The organism is Bradyrhizobium sp. AZCC 2289, assembly GCF_036924615.1.
Classification (GTDB): domain Bacteria; phylum Pseudomonadota; class Alphaproteobacteria; order Rhizobiales; family Xanthobacteraceae; genus Bradyrhizobium.
The window spans coordinates 5,574,609-5,597,442 of record NZ_JAZHRY010000001.1 but is presented as its reverse complement, the minus strand read 5'-3'; the positions used below and the strand labels follow the sequence as shown (position 1 = coordinate 5,597,442).

20 protein-coding genes and 1 pseudogene are annotated in these 22,834 nt (G+C 62.0%); 4 read left to right on the top strand and 17 right to left on the bottom strand.

Annotated elements, in window-relative coordinates:
* Positions 1–41 precede the first annotated feature (41 nt).
* From V1289_RS26495 to V1289_RS26460, 8 genes and pseudogenes are all read right to left on the bottom strand, one after another.
* Complete coding sequence (locus V1289_RS26495) at positions 42–1,211, bottom strand: iron-containing alcohol dehydrogenase (RefSeq protein ID WP_334400133.1); 1,170 nt, start codon at positions 1,209–1,211, stop codon at positions 42–44.
* Positions 1,212–1,284: 73 nt separating this feature from the next.
* Complete coding sequence (locus V1289_RS26490; RefSeq protein WP_334400131.1) at positions 1,285–2,490, bottom strand: ABC transporter substrate-binding protein; 1,206 nt, start codon at positions 2,488–2,490, stop codon at positions 1,285–1,287.
* An 83-nt stretch (positions 2,491–2,573) separates the two neighbouring features.
* Complete coding sequence (locus V1289_RS26485) at positions 2,574–3,581, bottom strand: NAD(P)H-dependent flavin oxidoreductase (protein WP_334400129.1); 1,008 nt, start codon at positions 3,579–3,581, stop codon at positions 2,574–2,576.
* 22 nt (positions 3,582–3,603) lie between these two features.
* On the bottom strand, positions 3,604–4,791 hold the full coding sequence (locus V1289_RS26480; protein WP_334400128.1) for an acetyl-CoA C-acyltransferase: 1,188 nt from the start codon (positions 4,789–4,791) through the stop codon (positions 3,604–3,606).
* A 15-nt stretch (positions 4,792–4,806) separates the two neighbouring features.
* Complete coding sequence (locus V1289_RS26475) at positions 4,807–5,937, bottom strand: acyl-CoA dehydrogenase family protein (RefSeq protein WP_334400127.1); 1,131 nt, start codon at positions 5,935–5,937, stop codon at positions 4,807–4,809.
* A gap of 23 nt (positions 5,938–5,960) precedes the next feature.
* Positions 5,961–7,143, bottom strand: a pseudogene (locus V1289_RS26470) (acyl-CoA dehydrogenase family protein).
* A 12-nt stretch (positions 7,144–7,155) separates the two neighbouring features.
* On the bottom strand, positions 7,156–7,893 hold the full coding sequence (locus V1289_RS26465) for an SDR family oxidoreductase (protein ID WP_334400126.1): 738 nt from the start codon (positions 7,891–7,893) through the stop codon (positions 7,156–7,158).
* A gap of 46 nt (positions 7,894–7,939) precedes the next feature.
* Entirely contained in the window at positions 7,940–9,493 is a 1,554-nt protein-coding gene (locus V1289_RS26460) for a class I adenylate-forming enzyme family protein (protein ID WP_334400125.1), read from the bottom strand.
* Between the two features lie 223 nt (positions 9,494–9,716).
* On the opposite strand from V1289_RS26460, the gene V1289_RS26455 reads away from it, so the two are divergent.
* Entirely contained in the window at positions 9,717–9,932 is a 216-nt protein-coding gene (locus V1289_RS26455; RefSeq protein WP_334400123.1) for an SDR family NAD(P)-dependent oxidoreductase, read from the top strand.
* An 89-nt stretch (positions 9,933–10,021) separates the two neighbouring features.
* Here the strand turns inward: V1289_RS26455 and V1289_RS26450 are convergent, their stop codons facing one another.
* On the bottom strand, positions 10,022–10,660 hold the full coding sequence (locus V1289_RS26450) for a 2-hydroxychromene-2-carboxylate isomerase (protein ID WP_334400121.1): 639 nt from the start codon (positions 10,658–10,660) through the stop codon (positions 10,022–10,024).
* A 254-nt stretch (positions 10,661–10,914) separates the two neighbouring features.
* On the opposite strand from V1289_RS26450, the gene V1289_RS26445 reads away from it, so the two are divergent.
* Positions 10,915–11,430, top strand: coding sequence for a winged helix-turn-helix transcriptional regulator (locus tag V1289_RS26445; RefSeq protein ID WP_334400119.1), 516 nt, complete (start codon positions 10,915–10,917; stop codon positions 11,428–11,430).
* A gap of 362 nt (positions 11,431–11,792) precedes the next feature.
* On the opposite strand, the gene V1289_RS26440 is transcribed toward V1289_RS26445, so the two are convergent.
* From V1289_RS26440 to V1289_RS26405, 8 genes are all read right to left on the bottom strand, one after another.
* Positions 11,793–12,788: an ABC transporter ATP-binding protein gene (locus tag V1289_RS26440; protein WP_334400117.1), complete on the bottom strand. Its 996-nt coding sequence runs from the start codon at positions 12,786–12,788 to the stop codon at positions 11,793–11,795.
* Positions 12,785–13,774 (bottom strand): ABC transporter ATP-binding protein, encoded by a 990-nt coding sequence (locus V1289_RS26435; protein WP_334400115.1) that lies wholly within the window; start codon positions 13,772–13,774, stop codon positions 12,785–12,787. The genes V1289_RS26440 and V1289_RS26435 overlap by 4 nt, the downstream gene beginning before the upstream one ends.
* Positions 13,775–14,698, bottom strand: coding sequence for an ABC transporter permease (locus tag V1289_RS26430; protein ID WP_334400113.1), 924 nt, complete (start codon positions 14,696–14,698; stop codon positions 13,775–13,777).
* A complete protein-coding gene (locus V1289_RS26425) occupies positions 14,695–15,636 on the bottom strand; it encodes an ABC transporter permease (protein WP_334400111.1) in 942 nt (313 codons plus the stop codon). Before V1289_RS26425 ends, V1289_RS26430 begins: the two co-directional genes overlap by 4 nt.
* A gap of 17 nt (positions 15,637–15,653) precedes the next feature.
* Complete coding sequence (locus V1289_RS26420; protein ID WP_334400109.1) at positions 15,654–17,258, bottom strand: ABC transporter substrate-binding protein; 1,605 nt, start codon at positions 17,256–17,258, stop codon at positions 15,654–15,656.
* Positions 17,259–17,493: 235 nt separating this feature from the next.
* Positions 17,494–18,663 (bottom strand): amidohydrolase/deacetylase family metallohydrolase, encoded by a 1,170-nt coding sequence (locus tag V1289_RS26415; RefSeq protein ID WP_334400107.1) that lies wholly within the window; start codon positions 18,661–18,663, stop codon positions 17,494–17,496.
* A gap of 49 nt (positions 18,664–18,712) precedes the next feature.
* Entirely contained in the window at positions 18,713–18,835 is a 123-nt protein-coding gene (locus tag V1289_RS26410) for a hypothetical protein (RefSeq protein WP_334400105.1), read from the bottom strand.
* A 1-nt stretch (position 18,836) separates the two neighbouring features.
* The gene (locus V1289_RS26405) at positions 18,837–19,769 is read right to left on the bottom strand and encodes an N-carbamoyl-D-amino-acid hydrolase (RefSeq protein WP_334400103.1); all 933 of its coding nucleotides are present in this window, start codon (positions 19,767–19,769) and stop codon (positions 18,837–18,839) included.
* A 555-nt stretch (positions 19,770–20,324) separates the two neighbouring features.
* Between V1289_RS26405 and V1289_RS26400 the strand changes: the two genes are divergently transcribed.
* Both V1289_RS26400 and V1289_RS26395 read left to right on the top strand, forming a co-directional pair.
* Positions 20,325–21,575, top strand: a complete 1,251-nt coding sequence (locus V1289_RS26400) for a GTP cyclohydrolase II (RefSeq protein ID WP_334400101.1) — start codon at positions 20,325–20,327, stop codon at positions 21,573–21,575.
* Between the two features lie 44 nt (positions 21,576–21,619).
* Complete coding sequence (locus V1289_RS26395; protein WP_334400099.1) at positions 21,620–22,831, top strand: URC4/urg3 family protein; 1,212 nt, start codon at positions 21,620–21,622, stop codon at positions 22,829–22,831.
* The last annotated feature ends 3 nt before the right edge of the window (positions 22,832–22,834 follow it).

Here is a 22,834-nt window from a genome sequence, read left to right as displayed (position 1 = left end):
CCAGGGGTTTGCGTGTCTGGCCCCTTGGATCGCAACGGCCGCTATGCGGCAAGTTGAAGAATCTCGACGATATCCTCCGGACCCTTGATGACCCGTGGGTTCGCCCTGGTGAAGATCGAAAGCATCGCATTGCGACCGATCAGTTCAAACTTCTCCTTGGTCACACCAACCTCCGAAAGATGGCCGGGTAACCCCAATCGACCGATGAACTGGGAGAAAACGTCGCTGGCCTTGGCGTCCGGCGCGCGCCACGCTTCGGCAATTTTCCTTTGGGCCTCATCCGTCACGGGCTGATTGTATTTCAGCACGCTCGGCATCATCACCGCCGTACACAGATAATGCGGAACATCGCAGGTGCCGCCCAGCACGTGTCCGATCGCGTGACTGGCCCCCATCGGAACGCGGCATTGTAGTCCGAAGGCGGACATCCAGGAGCCGAGCTGGCAAAACTGTCGCGCTTCCAAATCGTCCGGCTTTTCTTTGGTGGCCAATAGGCCGTCGTACAGGTACCGCAAACCTCGCAGGCACACACTTTCCACCAACGGATTGCCCCTCGGAGAGCAAACCGCTTCGATCCCGTGGTCCATCGCGCGCGTGCCTGATCCGAGCCACAAAGTCGCCGGGGTGTGCCTCGTAATTTCCGGATCCAGGATGATCGACAGCGGCATCATCAATGGATGGCTGAATATTTGCTTCAACTTCCTGCGCGAGTCCGTAACGAGAGTTCCAGAGTTATACTCTCCACCCGAGAGTGTGCTGGGGATCGCGATCATCCTCACCTTCGGAGCGCGAAATGGACCTGGCCGCGGACCATCGGGCGTCGAGACCAGTTCGAATCCATCGAGGCCGGATTCATCGGTGATATTGTGTTCAAGGCACATCAAGACGATCTTGGCCGCATCGACGACGGATCCGCCCCCCACGGCGACGATCAAATCCGCTTTCGTTTCTGCGGCGTGCGCGGTTGCCTCCACCGCCGACGCTCGCGTCGTATGTTGCGGGACGCCGTCGAAGGTGCCGGCATATCTGCTACCCAGCGCCTTGCGGATCTTTTCGATCTCATCGGTCTGCGTGTTCAGCGTTCTGCTGACAATGAGGAAGACGCGCTTGGCATCGCGCCGTTCGGCCTCCTCGCGCAAAGCCTGGCCCGCTGGCTTGCCGAAAATCACCTGATCCATCGGCGGATATTGATGAAAGCCGACTTTTGTCATGCTAGTTCTCCATTCATGGCATTCGCGAGAAGCGGTTTCGTCCTTTATTCCATGGCGCCATCCCCTTGATGCGTCATTCGGAACTTGCGTCCAAAATCCCGCCGAACGGCTCCCAGCCGCTGCCACTCCACCGCTGTAGCTGCATCTGGCTCCAGATCATGTTGCTGGATTCGCCGGTATTCACCTCGATTCCTGGAAACGCTGTCGGAAGCACCACATGACTCAGCGACTTTGCCTGTTTCAGGATATTTTTTCGCGAAAGATCATCCCCGCACTGCTTGAGTATCCGCTCGAGAATCATGCCCTGCATATAGCCGGTGAGATAGCTGGTGTTCTCAAAGTCCGCCCCCGGCAGGTACTTGCCAAAGAACGCCTTGTAACCCTGCACGCCTTCATCGTCGTTCCACCTTGAATCGGTCGGGTCCTTGTTGATGGTACCGACGATGACGCCGACGGAATTCTCCAGTCCGGCAGGTTTCAACGTGCCGCCGATCGACCCCGATGGAAAGTTGATGATTATCTTGGCCTTCCAGCCGATCTCGGCCGCCTTGCGGATTGCCTGCGCGGCAAATTTCGGCGTGCCGGCAATGAACAGCGCCTCGGCGCCCGAGCTCTTGAGATTGACGACCTGGGAATCTATGGTCGGTTCGGTCACCTCATATGCTGCGGTGACAACCCGCTTTTCGAACTCTCCCTTCAAGAACGATTTGAAGGCGCTGACGTAGTCCTTACCGAGGTCGTCGTTCTGGAAGAGAATCGCGTATTTTGCTCCGGGCAATGCCTTGTCGAGGAACTTGGCGTAAATTCTTCCCTCAGTCTGGTAGCTGACCAGACCGGTCGTCGTCAGCGGATATTCGCCTATGTCGGTGAATTTGCTGGAGCCACTGACGATCGCGATCGAGGGAACGCCCTTGCCCTTGAGATACTTCGCCGTCGCCGAATTGCCGGGAGTGCCGAGTTGGCCGAAGATGAATGATACCTCGTCACTTTCGACCAGCTTGCGGGCGTGCTCTACCGCTTTCGGCGGACTGTAGGCATCGTCCATCGCGACGTAATTTATCTTGCGGCCGTTTATGCCGCCACGATCGTTGATCGACTGCACATAGGCCAACACGCCCTTGCCAACCAGGCCGATCGAGGACGCAGGACCACTGAAAGGGAATATCCCGCCGATCTTGATTTCCGTCTTGGTCACGCCAGGTTCATCGGCAGCCAGAGCGGGCGATGCAAGCAGCGATGCAGCCACGCACGCGGCTGCGATGCCGAATTTGATACTCATGCCTCTCTCCCGTTACGTCGGTTCGAGCCGTGCGCTTTGCTTCTCAGGCTGTCAGTTTCGAAAACTCGAGCACACTGCTCACTTCATGCGACTTTCATTGCCTTCGACTGTTCAACGCCGTCGAGAAAGCCGACCAGGCGTTCGCGGATCAGCCGCTCAGCGTCCGCCATGATGCGATCGATCAGTTCCCTGACCGTCGGGATGTCGTGGATCAGCCCGACCACCATGCCGCAGCTCCAGGCGCCGGCATCCATCTCGCCGTCGATCATCACCTTGGGATAGACGCCCGCGACCTGCTCGTGGATGTCATGGATCTTGAGACTCGCGCCCTTTTCGCGCTCGATCTCGAGGAGGTGATCGACGCCCGTGTTCTTGAGCACGCGCTCGGTATTGCGCAGCGCGCGCATCACCAGCACCGTGTCGAGCTCGGAGGCCTCGACCAGCGCCTTTTTCACGTTGGGGTGGACCGGCGCTTCCTTGGTTGCAATAAAGCGTGTGCCCATGTTCATGCCGGCGGCGCCCATCGACAGCGCCGCGACCAGGCTGCGCGCATCCGCCATGCCGCCCGAGGCGACGAACGGAATCTTCAGTTCATCTGCTGCGCGCGGCAGCAGGATCATGTTCGGGATATCGTCCTCGCCGGGATGGCCGCCGCACTCGAAGCCGTCGACACTGACGGCGTCGCAGCCGATCTTCTCGGCTTTCAGCGAATGCCGAACCGAGGTGCATTTGTGGATCACTTTGATGCCGGCGGCCTTCAACGCCGGCATGTACTGCTCTGGGCTGCGGCCCGCGGTTTCCACCGCCTTGACGCCACCTTCCTTGATCGCGGCGATATATTCCGGATAGGGCGGCGCAGTGAAGCTCGGCAGGAAGGTCAGGTTCACGCCGAACGGCTTGTCGGTCATGTCGCGGCAGCGCGCGATTTCCTTGGCCAGCAGCTCCGGCGTCTTCTGGGTCAGGCCGGTGATGATGCCAAGGCCGCCGGCATTCGACACTGCGGCCGCGAGTTCGGCAAAGCCGACATAATGCATGCCGCCCTGGATGATCGGATGCTGGATCCCGAACAGTTCAGTGATTGCTGTCTTCACGTGTGAGCTCTCCGTTTTCCGATCAGTGGACGATTTCAAACAAACCCGCCGCGCCCATGCCGCCACCAATGCACATGGTCACCACGCCGTATTTCGCCTTGCGTCGCCGGCCCTCGATCAGGAGGTGGCCGGTCAACCGCGCGCCGGTCATGCCATAGGGATGGCCGATCGCGATCGAGCCGCCATTGACGTTGAGCTTGTCAGGATCGATGCCAAGCTTGTCGCGGCAATAGATCACCTGCACCGCATAGGCCTCGTTGAGCTCCCAGAGGTCGATGTCGTCGATCTTCAGGCCGTGCCGCTTCAGGAGCCGCGGGATCGCGGCGACCGGGCCGACGCCCATCTCGTCCGGCTCGACGCCGGCGGCGACGAAGCCGCGGAAGATGCCAAGCGGCTTCAGGCCCTTCTGCGAGGCGATCTTGTCGCTCATGATCACGCAAGCCGAGGCGCCGTCGGAAAGCTGGCTGGCATTGCCGGCGCTGATGGTCTTGCCCTCGAACACCGGCTTGATCTTCGAAAGACCATCGGCTGTCGTGTCGGGGCGCGGTCCCTCGTCCTTTGCCAGCGTCACCTGCTGATAGGTAACTTCCCTGGTGTCCTTGTTGACGACGGCCATTTTGGTCGTGATCGGAACGATCTCATCGTTGAAGCGGCCGCCCTGCAGCGCGGCGCCGACCCGGCGCTGGCATTCGAGGCTGTACTCATCCTGCCGGTTGCGGCCGATTCCGTAGCGCTCGGCGACGACTTCGGCGGTCTCCAGCATCGACATGTAGATCTCGGGCTTCATCGCCATCAGCTCGTCGTCGACGGCGTGAAACCGGTTCATGTGCTCGTTCTGCACCAGGCTGATCGACTCGATGCCGCCGCCGATCGCGATCTCGACGCCGTCGAGCATCACCGAGCGCGCCGCGACCGCGATCGCCTGCAGTCCGGACGCGCACTGGCGGTCGATGGTGGTGCCGGCGACCGTGACCGGAAGGCCGGCGCGGATCGCGCCTTTGCGGGCGACGTTCATCACCATGGTGCCCTGCTGCATGGCGCAGCCCATCACCACGTCCTCGACTTCGCCGGGCGCAATCCCGGCGCGCTTCACCGCTTCGGCCATCACATGGCCGGCCAGGGTCGGGCCGTCGGTGTTGTTGAGCGCGCCGCGATATGCCTTGCCGACGCCGGTGCGGGCGGTGGAAACGATCACTGCTTCGGTTGTCATGTTTGCCTCTCTGCCTTAAGCGGCCGCGTCGAGCTGCGCAAACCGCAGCAAATGAAACGCGGGATCGCCGAACTGGATGTTGATGGAGGAAATCCGTTTGAAGTAATGGCCGACGTTCAATTCGTCGGTCATGCCCATGCCGCCGTGGAGCTGCACCGCCTGGTCGGCGATGAACCTGCCGGCATAGCCGATCTTCGACTTGGCACCGGACGCGAGCCGGGAGAGGCCGGCCTCATTCGCACCGAGGCTGAGGCTGAGGTGCTGCATCAGCGAGAGCGCTTCCTGATGCGCGATGAACATGTCGACCAACCGGTGCTGCAGCACCTGGAACGAGCCGATTGTCGAGCCGAATTGTTTTCTGGTCTTTGAGTATTCCAGCGTCGCGGAGTTCAGCTCGGCCATCGCACCGACCGCTTCCGCACAGAGCGCGCCGACGGCGCGGTCACGGCAGGCTTCCAGCGCGCCCACGCCCTCGCCCTTCTTGCCGAGCAACTGCCCCCTGACGTCGCGCAGGCTGATTTCGGCAGCACGGCGGCCGTCGATGGTCTTGAAGCTCTGCAGGTCGAGATTCGCGGCACGGCGATCGACCACGAACAGGCTGACGCCGCTGCGATCGTCGCGATGGCCGGAGGTCCGGGCGGAGACGATCAAATAGTCCGCCCAGGGCGCGGCGATCACCGCAGTCTTTTCGCCGGTTAGGACGTAGTCCTTGCCCTCGCGCCGCGCCGCGGTCGCGACGTTGGCGAGATCGAAGCGCGAGCCCTTCTCGGTCCAGGCCAGCGCCCAAGTCTTCATGCCGGCGATGATGTCGGGGATAAACCCCTGCTTCTGCTCCCCGGATCCCGTGTGCTCGAGCAGGCCGCCAGCGAGCACCACCGTCTCGACAAACGGCTCGACCACGAGGTGACGCCCGAACTCCTGCATGATGATCATGGTCGACAGCGGCCCGCCGCCGAGACCGCCGACGTCCTCGGAGAACAGCGCGGCGAACAGGCCGAGTGCGGCAAACGCCTCCCATTGTTTGCGGCCGAAACCCTCTTCGCTCGCGACGATCTTGCGGCGCGCCTCGAAATCATACTGGTCGCGCAACAGGCGCTGGACGCTGGATCGCAGTAATTCCTGCTCTTCCGTGAACTGGATATCCATCCGATTCCCCTGTTTGCCGATCCCTAGAGGCCGAGCACCGCTTTTGCGATGATGTTGCGCTGAATCTCGTTCGACCCGCCGTAGATGCTGAGCTTGCGCGAGTTCAGGTATTTTTTTCGACGCGGTATGGCCGTAGTCCGGCCCCGGAAGGAAATGATTGGCGCTGACCGGATGCTCACGGATCGCCAGGCCATAATTGCCGATCGCGCGGTGGGTCAGCTCGGTGATGTTCTGGAAGATCTCGGTGCCGCGGATCTTGAACAGCGACGCCGCCGGTCCCGGATCGATGCCGCGCGCCATCTGCGCCACGACGCGCAGCTCGGTCGCCTCCAGAGCCAGCACGTCGAGCTCGACGCGGGCGATATCCCTGATAAATTCGAGATGCGCGGGATCGCCGTCTCGAATCTCGGCCTTCACGATCTGTTTCAGCTTGTTGAGGTAACGCGTCGAACGGCCGATGCCGGCCATGCTGGTACGCTCATTTCCGAGCAGGAATTTTGCGTAGGTCCAACCCCTGTTTTCCTCACCGATCAGATTCTCGACCGGAACGCGCACGTCCTCGAGAAACACGTCGTTGACCTCGTGCGATCCGTCGATGGTGATGATCGGACGCACGGTGACGCCCGGCGACTTCATGTCGATCAGGAGGAACGAAATGCCGGATTGCGGCTTGGCCGCCGGATCAGTGCGGACCAGACAGAAAATCCAGTCGGCGTGCTGTGCCAGTGTCGTCCAGGTCTTGTGGCCGTTGACGATGTAGTGATCGCCATCCCGCACCGCCTTGGTGCGGACAGTGGCGAGGTCGGAGCCGGAGCCCGGCTCCGAATAGCCCTGGCACCACCAGTCTTCACCAGAGAGAATCCGCGGCAGAAATTTCTGCTTCTGCGCGTCGCTCCCGAACGTGTAAATCACCGGGCCGACCATGGTGACGCTGAACGCCAATGGCGGCAGGGTTCCGGCGCGCGAAGTCTCCTGTTCGAAGACAAAACGTTGCGTGATCGACCAGCCCGGCCCGCCATATTCCTTCGGCCAAAGCGGCGCGATCCATCCTTTTTTGTGGAGGATCCGGTGCCAAAGCAGCATCTGCTCCTTGGTCAGGTCGGTCTCCGGATTGGCAACGCGCATTTCCGGCGGATAGTTCGCCGCGATGAAGGCCCGCACCTCGTCGCGAAACGCGGCGTCCTCGCTGGAAAGGTTCAGCTCCACGAGCAGCTCCCGTTACCACTTCTCGCCGAACGGGCGTATTTCCAACTCGAACGTCCAGGCGCTGCGCGGCTGCTGGTAGAGCAGCCAATAGGACTCCGCAACCGACGACGGCGGCATCAGGAGATCCGGGTTATCGAGGGCGCCCGGCCCCAGCGCCTCGATCCGCCGCTGGCGCACCCATTCTGTGTCGACGCCCGAGTCGATGATGAGATGGGCGACGTGGATGTTTTTCGGACCCAACTCGCGCGCCGTCGCCTGGGCAACGGCCCGCAAACCAAACTTCGCGCTGGCGAAGGCCGCATAGCCGCTGCCGCCGCGCAGGCTTGCGGTCGCACCGGTGAAGAAGATATTGCCCTTGCCTCGGGGCAGCATCAGGCGCGCCGCTTCGCGGCCAGCGAGAAAGCCGGAATAGCAGGCCATTTCCCAGACTTTTCGAAACACCCGCTCCGTGGTCTCGACGATCGGGAAGTTGACGTTGGCGCCGATGTTGAAAATGCACACCTCAAGTGGGGCGTGCTTGTCGGCATCGCCGAGGAACGAGATGATCTCGTCTTCCTTGCGTGCATCCAGCGAGCGGGCGTGGATTTCGCCACCCGCTTCGCGGATATCCTTCACGAGTGGTTCCAGCTTGGCCCCATCGCGACGGCCGGCAAAGATCGTGAAGCCCTGCGATGCGAATTTCTTTGCAATCTCGCCGCCGATGTAGTCCCCGGCACCGATCACGGCCACGGTTGCGTTTCTCTTCTGCAAGGGTATTCTCCCGGTTAGGTCAACTCTCTGATTTCCGATATCTGGACTACGCGCCACGCAATGATGCCGCGAGCTTGTGCTTGAGGATCTTGCCGGTCGAGGTCGCCGGCAAGGCATCGAGCACGACGATCTCCGACGGCCGCTTGTACGAAGTGAGTTGCGGATTGATGTAAGCCATCAGATCAGCCGGCTTCACAAGTGAGCCCGGCATCAGCTGCACGAAGGCAACGACCTCTTCGTTGCCTTCGACGGCGCGACCGACCACGGCGCACTGAACCACCGCTTCATGCGAACTGAGGACGGCTTCGACCTCCGCCGGATAGACGTTGAAGCCCGAGCGGATGATCATTTCCTTGGTGCGCCCGACGATATAGAGGCAATCGCCCTCGAAGCGCGCGAGATCGCCGGTATTGAACCAGCCCTCGCTATCGATCGCCTTCGCGGTCAGATCAGGCGCGCGGTAGTAGCCGCGCATCACGTTCGGCCCGCGGACGTGCAGTTCGCCGATTTCGCCTCTTGCCACCGGTATGCCATCGACCGTCCTGATCCGGGCCTCGACGCCCGGCAGCAGCGTCCCAACCGCCTGATCGTCGCGTGGCGCATCGAAACGCACGCCCGATATTCCGGGCGAGCATTCGGTGATGCCGTAACCGTTTGACAGCGGCAAACCGAACTCGTGTTCGACGCGCGACTTCAAATCGAGATCGAGCGGAGCACCGGCCACCGCGATCAGCCGCAACGATCCGCGATCCAGCTGCTTTAGACCTGCCACCGCCTTGTATTCCAGCAGGCGCTGATAGGTCGCAGGCACACCGTTGAGAATGGTGATTCCCTCCCCGGCGATCGCCTTGGCGAGCGCAGCCGGATCGTACTTGCTGACCAGACGGACGGTGCCGCCGACCATCAGGGTCATGATGAGCAATGAAATGCCGACAATGTGCGAGATCGGCAGCACGACATATACCTTGTCGCCAGCACTCATTCGGCGAAAACGCGCTGTGGTCTTGGCGCTGATGAGCAGGTTTTCGTGGGTGAGCATCACGCCCTTCGGCGTACCCGTTGTTCCTGACGTGTAGATCAGTGCCGCGACCTGTTTTGCCGGGTCTTTCTCGACCGGTTCAGCGACAGTATCTTCGTTCAATGGGCCGACACCGATCGCCTTTAAAGGCCCCAGTTCCCGGACCTCCGCGCGACCGCGCTGCGCATGAGCCGCCGCTTCCTTCGAAATTTCCGGGGTGAAAAACATCCGCCGCGCGCCGCTGTGATCGCGGATCTGGTCAAGTTCGCGCGGGGACAATCTCGGATTGGCGACGATCGCCCACGCGTCGATCCGGCTCGCCGCCAGCAGCAAGGCGGCAAGCGCGATGCAGTTTTCGCTGACGACGACCATACGATCGCCCGCCCTGACACCGAGTGATTTGAGACCAGCAGCAATGTCCGCGACCGTGCGATCCAGTTCCCGATAGCTCCAGGAGGCGCCATCTTCGATCAGCGCTGTGTGGCGGGGAGATGCGGCAACGTGCCGGTCAATGACCCGATGTATGCGCCCTGGAAGCCCGGCGCTGATTTCGCTGAGATCGAGTGCTTCCGATAGTGCCACGGCTGACCTCCCGACAACGCCCCACTTTTTTGCGCGACGCTGGATTCGAAGTACGTTCTTTTTTAGAACTCGTCAATTACATTTTGCATTTGGGTCAGAAATCATGACCTAACCGCGCTGCTTCGTTTTCTGCATTAAGGCGGTTCGCGGCGGGCCATAACCGGCAATATCTAATAGGTATCAAATAGGTACTTAAGGATCGTGCGTCAGTTGCGGCGGAGCGGTGCTTGTCAGCGCAGGCAATGCTATCGCTGCGGCCGTTGCGCGACGTTGCGCCAAGAGCGGCTGCACGGTTTGTGTCTGTCGACGTGAGGCCGCCAGGTCCGAAGAGCTAGTCGACGAATTGAAAGCCGCTAGTCAGGACATGCCCGCCTTCAGCGTTGCGGAGCTGAAGAGCGCGGAGAAGAACTCTCCGGTTTTGTTGATGCTGCGCCGGTGAGTGATATCGCCGCCGCTCGATCCCGAAAACGTCGGCCCAAATCCGCGAGAAAACATCATTACGCGGATATCGGCCCGCGGGTCGCGATGTCAGGCCGTCCTGAAAATGACCTGGCTGGTCTGCTCGACAATCGATTCCTCGACGTCGCGGAGCTGGTCCTTGCCGAAGAACATTTCGTTGCCGACGAAGAAGGTGGGCGAACCAAATGCGCCGCGATTGACCGCATCGGTCGTCAGATCAATCAGCCGTTTTTTGACGTCGTCCTGCTGCGCGCGCGCCATCAGCTTTTCAATATCGATGCCGGAGGAGATGAACGCGCTACGGAAGACCTCGAGGTCGTCCATCTTCTTCGGTTCCTCCCACATATGATGGTAGGCGGCGCGGAAATATGGCTCGAACATACCTTCGAACTGGGCCGCGACCGCGCCCCGCATCAGCATCAACGTGTTAACCGGGAAAAACGGATTTGAACGAAATTTTGTGATGTTGTGGCGACGAATAAAGCGTTGGGTTTCCAGCGCCTGATACTCGGGCTTGTTCTTTATTCCACGAAGCGACTCGGCCGGCGACATATTGTTGGTCGCCTTGTAGATTCCGCCGAGCAGAACCGGAACATATTCGAACTTCACGCCAGTGCGCCATTCGATCGCCGGAAGCGCCATCTCCGCCAGGTAGGCGTTGGGGCTGCCGAAATCGAACTGAAATTCCACTTTCAGGGGACTGACCACCGGCTTCTCCTCTGGAGCGCATGTTGTTGTTTCAAGGGGCTGATGGAATGACCAGCAGCCGTACGTCGGACCTATAGGCTCGTAACTATAGTTCTAAAAAAGAACTGTCAAGTGAAACCCATTCGCGGTATTCTATAGGACCGACAAGGGCTATTCGGGTGATTGTTTCACCTTGAGTACCTATTTAGAATGGCGTGACGGTTCGAGGTTCCCTCATCCGATTCGACGGGCCGTGCCGACTGGAGAGAGCAGGAATGAAGTGGGATGCCCTGGAGGAAGAGCCATGTTCGCTGGCCCGCACCATCGGTGTGATCGGCGATCGCTGGACCCTCTTGATCTTGCGCGAGTGCTTTCTGCGCACGCGACGGTTCGAGGGATTTCAAACGGCGCTCGGGATCACGCGCCATCTGCTCGCCGAACGGCTTAAGAAGCTGGTCCGGCAGGGCGTACTGCGTCGCATTCCATATCAGGAATCGCCCAAACGGCATGAGTACATCCTGACCCAAAAAGGCCTGGACCTGTATCCGGTCATGATGGCGTTGGTGCATTGGGGCGATACCCACATGGTCGACGAACGCGGACGGCCCCTGCTGCATGAACATCGCAATTGCGGCAAGATGTTTGATCCCGTGATGATTTGCTCCGAATGCCGTGAGCCGCTTCTGCCCAAGGAGGTTCATACTCATCCAGGTCCCGGCGCGCGCTCTGCCGCCGAGAGACTAGCCGCCCAGAAGTCTACCAAGGCAAAGCCGCGCCGCCGCGCGGCATAGGAGCCGACCTTTTGCCATCAAGTCCGATCGAGGCCTCAGTCCACGAGGCGAGCCGTACCGCTCGGCATGCGAAGCGCTAGGGAGCGCCTGACCAGTCTTGGGCATTGATTTGCTCGCTGCGCAGCGCCGATCCTAGCACCTCGACAGTAGCGGTGGCTCCACATGGCGTCACTTTGCCGACATCTCCAATTTATCCAATGACCGCTTTGCGCCAGCAGCAGCCGTTCGATGGGCGCTTCCTTAATTTTAACGGGCAGGACTCTTTTTTCGCAGTGACCGGCGGTTGGCCGTGATCCGCATCAGTCTAGGCGATCAAGGCCCTGCATCTTGTCGCTCCCCGATACGGCGGCGACTGACGTGAATCACCGAGCGGGCCCCGGCTTTTCGGGCAGCGCTTCGAGATGACACGCCGCCCACTGACCGCTTCCGGTCGACCGAAGCTCCGGCTCTTCCGTCCGACAGCGATCGAACACGAATGGACACCTTGTGTGGAAACGGCATCCGCTGGGTGGATTGATCGGGCTCGGCACGTCGCCCTTCAGGATCATCGGGTTGCGGGCGGCCCCGGGCTCCGGCACCGGCACCGCTGAGAGCAGTGCCCTGGTGTAGGGATGCTTCGGCGCAGTGAAGATTTGCTGCCTCGGCGCCATCTCGACAATCTTGCCGAGATACATGACGGCGACACGATGCGTCATGTGCTCGACGATCGCCAGATCGTGGCTGATGAACAGCAGCGCGAGGCCGAACTGCTGCTGCAGATCCTGCAGCAAGTTGACGATCTGCGCCTTGACCGAGACGTCGAGCGCCGAGACCGCCTCGTCGCAGACGATCAGTTCGGGTTCCGCCGCGAGTGCGCGGGCGATGCCGATGCGCTGGCGCTGACCGCCGGAGAATTCGTGAGGCCGGCGGTTCAGCGCGTCGCGCGGCAGCCGCACGGTGTCCATCAGCGCCGCAACCTTCGCCTCGAGTTCGGCGGAAGATTTTGCGAGACCGAAATTGCGGATCGGCTCGGCCAGGATATCGCGCACGCGCATCCGCGGATTGAGACTGGAGAACGGATCCTGGAACACCACCTGCACGCGGCGGCGCATGCTGCGCAGCCCTGCGGGTGAAAGACCGTCGATACGTTGGCCGTCCAGCACCACCTGGCCGGCGGTGATGTCGAACAGTCGCAGGATGGCGCGGCCGACCGTTGACTTGCCGCAGCCGGACTCGCCGACGAGAGACAAGGTCTCGCCACGCTCGACCTCGAAGGACACGCCGTCCACGGCATAGATCCAGGCCTTGCGGCGGAACAAGCCGCCGCGGACCGGAAAATGCTTCTTGAGGTCGTTGACCTGGAGCAGCGGCGCACTCATGCCGCGGCCGCCGCCTTGGGCGCGTAATGGCAGGCGGCGATGTGGCGGGGAGCCTTCTGTTCGAGACCCGGCGCGACCTCGCGACAGAGATCGGTCGCCAGCGAACACCGCCCGGCAAAGACGCAACCCTCGATCCGCGTCTTGAGGCTCGGCACTTGCCCGGGGATCTCGGCGAGGCGCCGCGCCGCACCCGTGAGCGAGGAGCCAAGCTTGGGCACCGCGCCGAGCAGGCCCTGCGTATAGGGATGACGGGGCGAGCGGAACAGCTCGGCCACCGGCGCCTCCTCAACCTTGCGGCCGGCATACATGACCATGACGCGCTCGGCGATTTCGGCGACCACGCCGAGATCATGGGTGATCAGAACGATCGCCGCGCCGACGCGGCGCTTGAGGTCCAGCATCAACTGCAGGATCTGCGCCTGGATCGTGACGTCCAGCGCCGTGGTCGGCTCGTCGGCGATCAGGAGTTTTGGGTTGCAGGCGAGTGCCATGGCGATCATCACGCGCTGGCGCATTCCGCCCGAGAGCTGATGCGGATATTCGCGCACGCGCCGCACCGGCTCCGGGATGCCGACCAATGTCAGCATCTCGATGGCGCGTGCCTCGGCGCCCTGCTTGTCGAGGCCCTGATGCATCCGCAGCGTCTCGCCGATCTGCCGGCCGACGGTCAGCACCGGATTGAGGCTCGACATCGGCTCCTGGAAGATCATCGAAATATCGTTGCCGCGGATGGCGCGCATCTCGCGCTCGGAGAACGGCAGCAGATCCCTTCCCTGGAAAAGGACAGAGCCCGCGATCTTGCCCGGGGGCTCGGGGATGAGCCGCATCAGCGACATCGCGGTGACCGACTTGCCGCAGCCGGATTCACCGACGATGGCCAGCGTCTCGCCTTCGTCGACATGGAAGGAGACGCCGTCGACGGCGCGGTTGATACCCTCGGGGGTACGGAAATGGGTCTGCAGATTCTGGACTTCGAGCAATGCCATCTATAGGCCCTTGGCCATTCGCGGATCGAGCGCATCACGCAGGCCGTCGCCCAGCAAGTTGACGGCAAGCACAGTGACCGACAGGAACGCGGCGGGAAAGAACACGATGAAGGGCTTTACCTGCCACAGCGCCCTGCCCTCGGCCATGATGTTGCCCCAGGACGGAATGGTGGGCGGCGTGCCGGCGCCGATAAAGGAGAGGATGGACTCCACGATCATGGCACTGGCGCAGATATAGGTTGCCTGGACCAGCATCGGCGCCAGCGTGTTGGGCAGGATGTGGCGCAGGATGATCATCGGTGTTCGCGTGCCGGAGGCTGTGGCCGCGTCCACATAAGGCTGCTCGCGCAGCGACAGCACGACACTGCGCACCAGACGCGTCACGCGCGGGATTTCGGCAACCGTGATGGCCATGATGACGTTGCCGACGCTGCCGCGTGTCAACGCCATCAGCGCGACCGCGAGCAGGATCGGCGGGATCGACATCAGCCCGTCGATGAACCGCATCAGGATGCCATCGACCCATCGCACGAAACCCGAGACGAGGCCGATGGCAAGACCGGCGATCGAGGCAAGTAGCGCCACCGAAAGGCCTACGGTGAGCGACACCCGCGCACCGTAGAGCACGCGTGAATAGATGTCGCGGCCCAGCATGTCGCTGCCGAACCAGAAGTCCGCCGATGGCGCGCGCGTACGCTTGGCGGGCGCGAGCGCGGTGGGGTCGACGGTCCCGAGATACGGCGCGAAGACCGCGATCAACACGAGGCAGAGCAGCAACGCGCCGCCGATCGCCACCGTCGGATGATTGCGCAGGAAGCCGAGGACGCCGCGCCGGATTTTAACCGGCAGCAGAAGATCCGGCAGGTGCGGCGCGATGACGAGGCCTGGCGGCACCGGCGCCGTGCTTGATGTCGAGACGGTCAATAGCGGATCCTCGGATCGACCAAGGTGTAGGTGAGGTCGACTATCAGGTTGACCAGCACATAGAGGAAGCTGAACAGCAGCACGATGCCCTGGATCACGGGATAGTCGCGGCGCAGGATCGCATCGATCGTCAGCCGGCCGAGGCCTGGAATCGCGAACACGCTTTCGGTCACCACGGCACCGCCGATCAGGAGGGCGATGCCGATACCGATCACCGTCACGATCGGAACGGCTGCGTTTTTCAGCGCATGAACGAACAGGATGCTGCGCTGGTCCAGGCCCTTGGCGCGGGCGGTGCGGATATAATCCTGCTGCAGCACCTCGAGCATGGAGGCTCGGGTAATGCGCGCAATCAGCGCGATGTAGACACTGCCGAGCGCGACGGCCGGGAGGATCAGGTTCCGCAGCCATGGCCAGAAGCCTTCGGCCAGCGGCGTGTAGCCCTGCACGGGAAGCCATTCGAACTGCAGCGCGAACACGTAGGCAAGGACGTATCCGACAACAAAGACGGGAAGCGAGAACGCGAACACGGCGAATGCCATGATGGTACGGTCCACCCAGCTCCCCGCCTTCCATGCCGCCATCACGCCGAGCGGCACGGCGATGAGAATGGTCAGGACGAGGGTAACCGCCATCAGCGAGAGCGTCGGCTCGATGCGCTGCGCAATCAGCGAGGCGACCGGCAGGTTGGTAAAGATCGAGGTGCCGAGATCGAAGTGCAGGATGTGCCAGACCCAGCTCCCGAACTGGACCAGAAACGGCCGATCGAGGCCGAGGCTCTGGCGAATACGCTCAACGTCGGCGGGGCTCGCCTGGTCGCCCGCGATCACCGCCGCCGGGTCGCCCGGCGCGATGTAGAGCAGACTAAAGACGAACAGCGCGACGATCGCCATCACGGGCAGGGTCGCGAGAATGCGCCGGACGATATACGAGACCATGTCGGTTCACCGCACCGTCATGAGGTCTTTGACACGCCCCAGAAGAATGGCAGCGGTCCCTTCACCACACCGGAGACGTTCTTGCGCCACGCCGTGTAGCTCAGGAAGAAGCCGGTCGGCGCATAGACGACGTCCTCGAGCGCCGCCCTGTTGAGGCGATTGACCGCAGCCTTCTCCTCATCGAGATTTTTGGCGTCGAACCATGCCAGCACTTCCTTTTCCACGGGCTCGCTCGTCGGCCAGCCAAACCACGCCTTGTCGCCATTGGCACGAATGGCGTTGTAGGCGGCGGGATTGATGCAATCCGCGCCGGCGTGCCAGGTGTGAAACACCTGCCAGCCCCCCTGGCCCGGAGGCGTCTTCTGGGCGCGGCGGGAACCGACGGTGCCCCAGTCGGTCGCGACGAAGTCGACATTCATGCCCATCTGCTTCAACAGATCCGCGGTGACATCGCCCTGCGCTTTGGTGATCGGCTGATCCTGCGCCACCACGCAGGTGACCGGCTGGCCCGAATAACCGCTCTCGGCCAAAAGCTTCTTGGCGGCTGCGAAATCGCGCTTGCCCTTCAGGATCTCGCCGCCCTCCTCGGTGTAGAGCGGCGTATCCGGCGTGAAGAAGCCCGGCAGCGGCTTCCAGAGCGAGGTATCGTCCCCAACCAGCGCACGCATGTAGTCTTCCTGGCTCAGCGCCGCGAGCACGGCGCGTCGCGCCCTCACGTCGTTGAAGGGCGGGTGCAAATGGTTCATCCGGAACGAACCGATGTTGCCGAGCGGGTCGGCGATGTCGACGTTGATGTTGCGGCTCTTCTTGAGCGACGGCACGAGATCGGTGATCGGACTCTCCCACCAATCGACCTCGCCGTTCTGAAGGGCTGCCGCCGCCGTGGCAGGATCCGGGATCACCACCCATTCCACGCGGTCGACCAGCATCTGCTTGCCGCCGGCGAGCCAGGACGCCTTCTCCTGCCGCGGCATGTAATCGGCAAACTTCTCAAACACCGCCTTGGCGCCCGGCACCCACTCGCTCTTCGCGAACTTCATGGGGCCCGAGCCGATATAGTCGGGGATCTGCTTGAACGGGTCGGTCTGGGCGATCCGCTCCGGCATGACGAAGGCACAGGGAGTACTGTTCTTGCCCAGCGCCAACAGCATCTTCGGATAGGGCTGCTTCAGCCCCCATCTGAAGGTCCTGTCGTCGACGGCGATCAACTCGTTCTGGATCGCCTTGAGCATCAGCCCCATGGGATCGCGCGCCGACCAACGCGTCAGGCTCGCCACCACATCCTTGCTCAGCACAGGCTCGCCGTCGTGGAACTTCAACCCCGGCCGGAGCCGGAAGGTCCAGACCAGACCGTCATCGGACACTTCCTCGGACTCGACCATCTGGCGCTGCGGCTGCAGCGTGGCGTCGAGGCCGTAGAGGGTGTCCCAGACCAGCGCGGCGGCGTTGCGCACGACATACTGGGTCCCCCAGATGGGATCGAAATTCGCGAGGTTGGCCTGGGGCACAAAGCGCAGGGTGCGCGCCGCGGCGCCTTGGGAAAGGGCCGGCATCGAAAGGCCGCCCGTCGCTGCCAGGCTGCCCGCCCCGGCCAATCCTTTCAACAGAGTCCTGCGATCCATAGCGCTCTCCCAGTCTCGCGTTGTTACGGCGGTTCTACCCATTTCATTGGCCGAGGGTTCGGCACCAAATGAGGTGAAACGGGCCAGTCAGACCGATGCCGATCTGCCTCTTTTGCTTGCAATTGGTATGCCAGCACGGCCCGCTCGTTCCGCCGCCAGAGTCCAGCCGGCCACAAATCAGAAAGCATTTGCGAGCGATCAAATTTTCGAGCGATCACATCAATTTACGTTCAGCTTAGCCTGCGAGGGGCTTGAATTTCGACGATTGGTTGGGGTGCCACCAACGGCCGCCAATGACGACGCCTTCCGACACGATCTTGCGGTCGCCGATCAGATGCTCGCCGACGACGTCGACGTAGTCGAACTGGCCTTGCTTGATCGAGATGAGGGTGGCGTCACCGACGCTCCCCGGCTTGAGGCTGCCGAGTTCGGGACGCCGCAGCGCCATCGCCGCATTGACCGTCGAGGCCGCGACCACGTCAGGGAGCGGCATGCCCATGCACAGGAACTTGGACATGGTCGTCACCTGATCGAAGGCTGGACCATCGATGCAGAGGAGATGGACGTCCGAGGAGATGGTGTCGGGATAGAAGCCGTTGGCGAGCATCGCGCGTGCGGTTTTGAAGGCGAAAGAACCTTTGCCGTGGCCGATGTCGAACAACACGCCGCGTTCTCGCGCCTCCAGCACCACCTTTTTCACCGTGCCCTGGACGGTGGCGGGCGTGTTGGGAAACGGCCGGAATGCGTGGGTGAGAACGTCGTCCGGACGCAGCCGGGCGAGCACCTCCTCGTAGCTCGGCGGCGGATGGTCGATGTGCGCCATCAGTGGCATGCCGACCTGCTCGGCCACCTCAAGCGCGATTTCGAGCGGCACGATCCCCGAAGTGCCGGAGGCGTGAAGACCTACTCGAACCTTGATGCCGACGATGAGGTCGCGATTGGCCTCGGCCACGCTGACGGCGTCGACCGGATTCATCAGGCGCATCTCCTCGCTCTCGCCGACCATGACCCGATGCGAGAAGCCGAAGATTCCGGCATGCGAGACATGCAGATAAGCGAGAATTCGGACCTGGCTCGGCTCGATCACGTGCTTGCGGAAGCCCGCGAAATTGCCGGGGCCGGCGCTGCCGGTGTCGACCGCCGTGGTGACGCCGGAGGTGCGGCAGAACTCCTCGGCGTCGATGCCGAGCGAGGTGCCTCCCCAATAGACGTGGGTGTGCAGATCGATCAGGCCCGGGGTAACGATGGTACCCGAGATGTCGCGCACGTCGGTTCCCGGATCGGCCTTGAGCTCGTTTCCGACCATGGCCACCTTGCCGGCGGCGAAGGCGACATCCGTCACGGCATCGAGCTTCTGGGAGGGGTCAATGACCCGGCCGCCGCGCAGGATCAAATCGAAAGGCATCGTAATCTCCTGATATGACAGTGAAGGAAGCGGCGGGAGCGCGTCTGGCCTATCCGACGGACGCCGACAGGCGCGACGAGAGCCGGGTCGGCTTGACGTGGGTATTCATGTGCAGCTTCCACTGGTAGCATTGGTCGTGCGGATCAAGTTCGCGAAAGAAGATTCCGGACATTCTAGTTTTCCGGAGGCGGCACCGCGCCGGTGCGGCTGGTGATCAGGCCGTAATGCTCGATACGGCGATGGTTGGCAAAGTTGAAGATCGTTTTCTTGCCGAAGACGGTGGCGTCGAGATCGCAGGCGTGAACCAGCAGTTCGTCCTCTTCGGTCCTGGCCTCGACGACGATCTCGCCATTGGGATCGACGATCAGGCTGCCACCAATCAGGGGATGTCCATCCTCGACACCGGCCTTTGCGACGCACACGACCCATGTCGAGTTCTGGTAGGCGCCGGCCTGCACGGACAGCTGGTTGTGAAACAACCGCTTCTCCGGCCCCTCCTCGCTCTTCTCGGCATTGACTGAGGGCGTGTTGTAACCGATCAGCACCATCTCGACGCCCTGCAGGCCCATCACGCGATAGGTCTCCGGCCAGCGCCGGTCGTTGCAGATCGCCATGCCGAGGATGCCGCCAAGCGCGCGCCAGACGTTGAAACCGAGATCACCCGGTTCGAAGTAGCGCTTCTCCAGATGCTGGAAGGCGCGTTCTGTATCGAACTCCGAATGGCCCGGCAGATGAACCTTGCGATACTTCCCGACAATTTGGGCGGATTTATCGGTGAGGATGCAGGTGTTGAAATGGTGCCTGTCCGGTGTCAGTTCGGCGTAGCCGAAGCTCATCGCCATCTGGTGTCGGGCCGCTCGCTCGAACAGCGGTTTCGTCGTCGCATTGGGCATCTCGCGTTCGAACCAGCCATCGGCCTCGGCCTGATCCTCCATGTACCAGCGCGGAAAGAAAGTAGTGAGTGCGAGCTCCGGATACACGATCAGATCGGCGCCCCTGGCTTTGGCTTCATCCATCAGCGCGATCATGCGCTTCACGACGGCTTCACGGCCGTCGGCTTTCTGGATCGGGCCCATTTGGGCAGCGGCAACATTGATGACGCGCATGGCTAGGTTTCTGGATGCTTTTATTGAGGCTGCGTTGTGTAAAAATGAAGCAGTTGGCTGAGTTCGGAGTTCTTTCCGGCCCAACCGGAGTCAGCAATTAAAGTTTTGATTCACTCGAAGTCAATTCCGGAGAAGGTCCGAGGTGACGCACGTCTGTTCTGCGTTTCCGGCTGGCCCGTCATCGGCCACCGGCAGTTCTGACGAGGGGACGATCATCAACTCAATGCAGGCGACCGATCGTCGTGCGTGCCGCGTGACCGTGCTTGGTCGAGCGCGACAAACGCACGACGAATGGTGCTAAGCACCCTCTCGTTTTTCGGCGATGATCGGCCGGGACGGACGCGACGGACAGTCCATCTCATTTTCGAGGCTGCTGCGTCCAGGCTGAAAAGGTTAACAGCCGAGGCGGCTTAACGGTGGCGGGATTGGAATCGCCGTTGTGTTCGGTCGGTATTTGATTATACTGCTCGCTCAGCTGCAACCGCTGCTGATTTGATCGTTGGTGACCAGGCCCGTCTGTTCAGGCGGGCCGTCGCCGTTTCAGGGTCTGTAGCGATGACTCGTTCGAATCGGGTTGACCATATTCGCATTACCTCGCACCCGGCACCGGGCGCCAAGCTTAACTTCCCGATCGCCTGGGGCGCACCCAGCGCGCGCGAGCGCGGACCGGTGATTGGCACGGTGTCGCGGCCGCAGGATCGCAACGTGATCGGTACCCACGGCGGCTCCTATTCGGTCTATCGCGCGCTCGCCGTGTCATCAGGCGCACTCGATCCGATCCGGCGTCCGGATCTCACCAACACCCATCCCGCCGAAACGATCGGGCCGTTTCCGCAATGGACTGATCCGCAGCGGATCGTCTCGCTCGATCCGTGGGGACATCTCGCCGCTGAAAACTTCGCAAAGGAGATTGCCGAAGGCATCGACATCCGTCCGAGTATCGCCATTACGCGCGCCCGTCTCGATCTGCCCGAACTGCAGGCGGCGATCGAAGCCGGGCGGCTCAAGCACGACGGCGAGTTCGTACACAAGAATGGAAGCGTCTCCGTGGTCAAGATTGCGATCGACCCGGTGTGGTATCTGCCTGGCCTCGCGCAGCGCTTCGCAACCACCGAGAACAATCTGCGCCGGCAACTGTTCGAACAGACCGGAGGCATGTTTCCGGAACTGGTGACACGGCCTGACCTGCAGGTATTTCTGCCGCCGATCGGCGGCACCACGGCCTATCTGTTCGGCGACGTTGCCAAGCTGCCGGACCACCGCACCAAGATAACTTGCCGCGTGCATGACGAGTGCAACGGCTCCGACGTGTTTGGTTCGGACATCTGCACCTGCCGTCCATACCTGATCCACGGCATCGAGGAATGCGCGCGCGCCGGGCAAACCGGCGGATTAGGCATCATCATCTACAATCGCAAGGAAGGCCGCGCGCTCGGCGAAGTCACGAAATTTCTTGTCTACAACGCACGCAAGCGCCAGGAAGGCGGCGATGCCGCGGCTCAGTATTTCGAGCGCACCGAATGTGTCGCCGGCGTGCAGGATGCCCGATTCCAGCAGTTGATGCCGGATGTGGTGCACTGGCTCGGACTGAAGCGAATCGACCGCTTCGTTTCCATGAGCGACATGAAGCACGATGCGCTGACCAGCCAAGGCGTCGAAATCGTCGAACGCGTGCCAATTCCCGACGATCTTGTGCCCGCCGACGCGCATGTGGAAATCGCGGCAAAGAAGGCCGCCGGTTACTATACGGCCGAGCCGCAGCAAGACCCGATCAATCCGGTCGGCCGATCGCTCGAAAAATATTGAGAGGGGCGGCAGTGTCCCTTGCAAATCCGGAGACGTCAGCCGCCTTGTCATTGCTGAATGCCAGGGCGGTTCGCGAGCGCGCGCATCGTATGCTCGCGATCGGCCTTGACGATGCGCTTCCGAACTTCCGTATCCACCTCGATTGCATCGACCGCACGGTCGACCTGGTGCTGAAGGTGACGCGCGAAGCACATCCCTCCTTCGAAATACCCTTTCATTCGCGCTGGCGGCACTTCGTCGCCAACGGAGACAATCGTTGGGCTGATATCGCCGACCAGAGCAGATGGGCCGATCGCGCGGCCCGCGCCCGGGCCGAATTCGATCTGGCAATCGTCAGCGTCTTTCTCGATGCCGGCGCCGGTCCATCGTGGCGCTATCGCGATCCAAAAACCGGATCGGCGATCGGCCGTTCGGAGGGATTGGGACTGGCGAGCCTTGCCATGTTCGCGGGCGGCGCATTCTCGGCTGATCCGCGTGAGCCATTGCGGGTCGATGCCGGCGTGCTTGCAAATTTCGCCGCTGCCGACCTCGAGCGCGGCATGCGGGTGTCGGATGCCAATCCGCTGGTCGGGATGGACGGTCGCGCTGAGCTGTTGCGCCGCCTCGGCACGCTGGTGGCCTCGAAACCGGACGTATTCGGCAGCCGCGACACAGCGCGGCCCGGCGGCCTGTTCGATCAACTTGCGCTGCTCGCAGACGGCCAAGAGCTTCCCGCCCCAACGATTCTGACGGAGCTGCTGCAACAGCTCGGGCCGATCTGGCCATCGCGGCTGACGCTGGGCGGGATCGCGCTCGGAGACTGCTGGAAGCATCCGGCGTTAACGACAGCGGACGCGACCAGCGGTTTGGTACCGCTGCACAAGCTCTCGCAATGGCTGGCCTATTCGCTGATCGAACCGCTGCAAACCGCCGGCATCCGCGTAACCGATATCGATGGCCTCACCGGCCTTGCCGAATATCGCAACGGCGGACTTTTCGTCGATACCGGCGTGCTCGCGTTTCGCGATGCGGAAGCAGCGCAGCAGGAGCACGAGGTAGCATCGTCGCTGGTTGTGGAATGGCGCGCGCTGACAGTGGCACTGCTTGACCGCATCGCCGATGGCGTGCGGCACCGCCTCAAGCTCGATGCCACCTCGCTGCCACTAGCGAAAATTCTCGAGGGCGGGACCTGGGCTGCCGGCCGGCGGCTGGCGCGCGAACGTCGCGCTGACGCTTCGCCTCCGGTGAAAATTATCAGCGACGGCACTGTATTCTAGATC

Coding starts and splice junctions, on each gene's coding strand:
- V1289_RS26495 (WP_334400133.1), bottom strand. CDS start 1,211: ATGACAAAAGTCGGCTTTCATCAATATCCGCCGATGGATCAGGTGATT.
- V1289_RS26490 (WP_334400131.1), bottom strand. CDS start 2,490: ATGAGTATCAAATTCGGCATCGCAGCCGCGTGCGTGGCTGCATCGCTG.
- V1289_RS26480 (WP_334400128.1), bottom strand. CDS start 4,791: ATGACAACCGAAGCAGTGATCGTTTCCACCGCCCGCACCGGCGTCGGC.
- V1289_RS26475 (WP_334400127.1), bottom strand. CDS start 5,937: ATGGATATCCAGTTCACGGAAGAGCAGGAATTACTGCGATCCAGCGTC.
- V1289_RS26445 (WP_334400119.1), top strand. CDS start 10,915: ATGAAGTGGGATGCCCTGGAGGAAGAGCCATGTTCGCTGGCCCGCACC.
- V1289_RS26440 (WP_334400117.1), bottom strand. CDS start 12,788: ATGAGTGCGCCGCTGCTCCAGGTCAACGACCTCAAGAAGCATTTTCCG.
- V1289_RS26435 (WP_334400115.1), bottom strand. CDS start 13,774: ATGGCATTGCTCGAAGTCCAGAATCTGCAGACCCATTTCCGTACCCCC.
- V1289_RS26425 (WP_334400111.1), bottom strand. CDS start 15,636: ATGGTCTCGTATATCGTCCGGCGCATTCTCGCGACCCTGCCCGTGATG.
- V1289_RS26420 (WP_334400109.1), bottom strand. CDS start 17,258: ATGGATCGCAGGACTCTGTTGAAAGGATTGGCCGGGGCGGGCAGCCTG.
- V1289_RS26415 (WP_334400107.1), bottom strand. CDS start 18,663: ATGCCTTTCGATTTGATCCTGCGCGGCGGCCGGGTCATTGACCCCTCC.
- V1289_RS26410 (WP_334400105.1), bottom strand. CDS start 18,835: ATGTCCGGAATCTTCTTTCGCGAACTTGATCCGCACGACCAATGCTAC.
- V1289_RS26405 (WP_334400103.1), bottom strand. CDS start 19,769: ATGCGCGTCATCAATGTTGCCGCTGCCCAAATGGGCCCGATCCAGAAA.
- V1289_RS26400 (WP_334400101.1), top strand. CDS start 20,325: ATGACTCGTTCGAATCGGGTTGACCATATTCGCATTACCTCGCACCCG.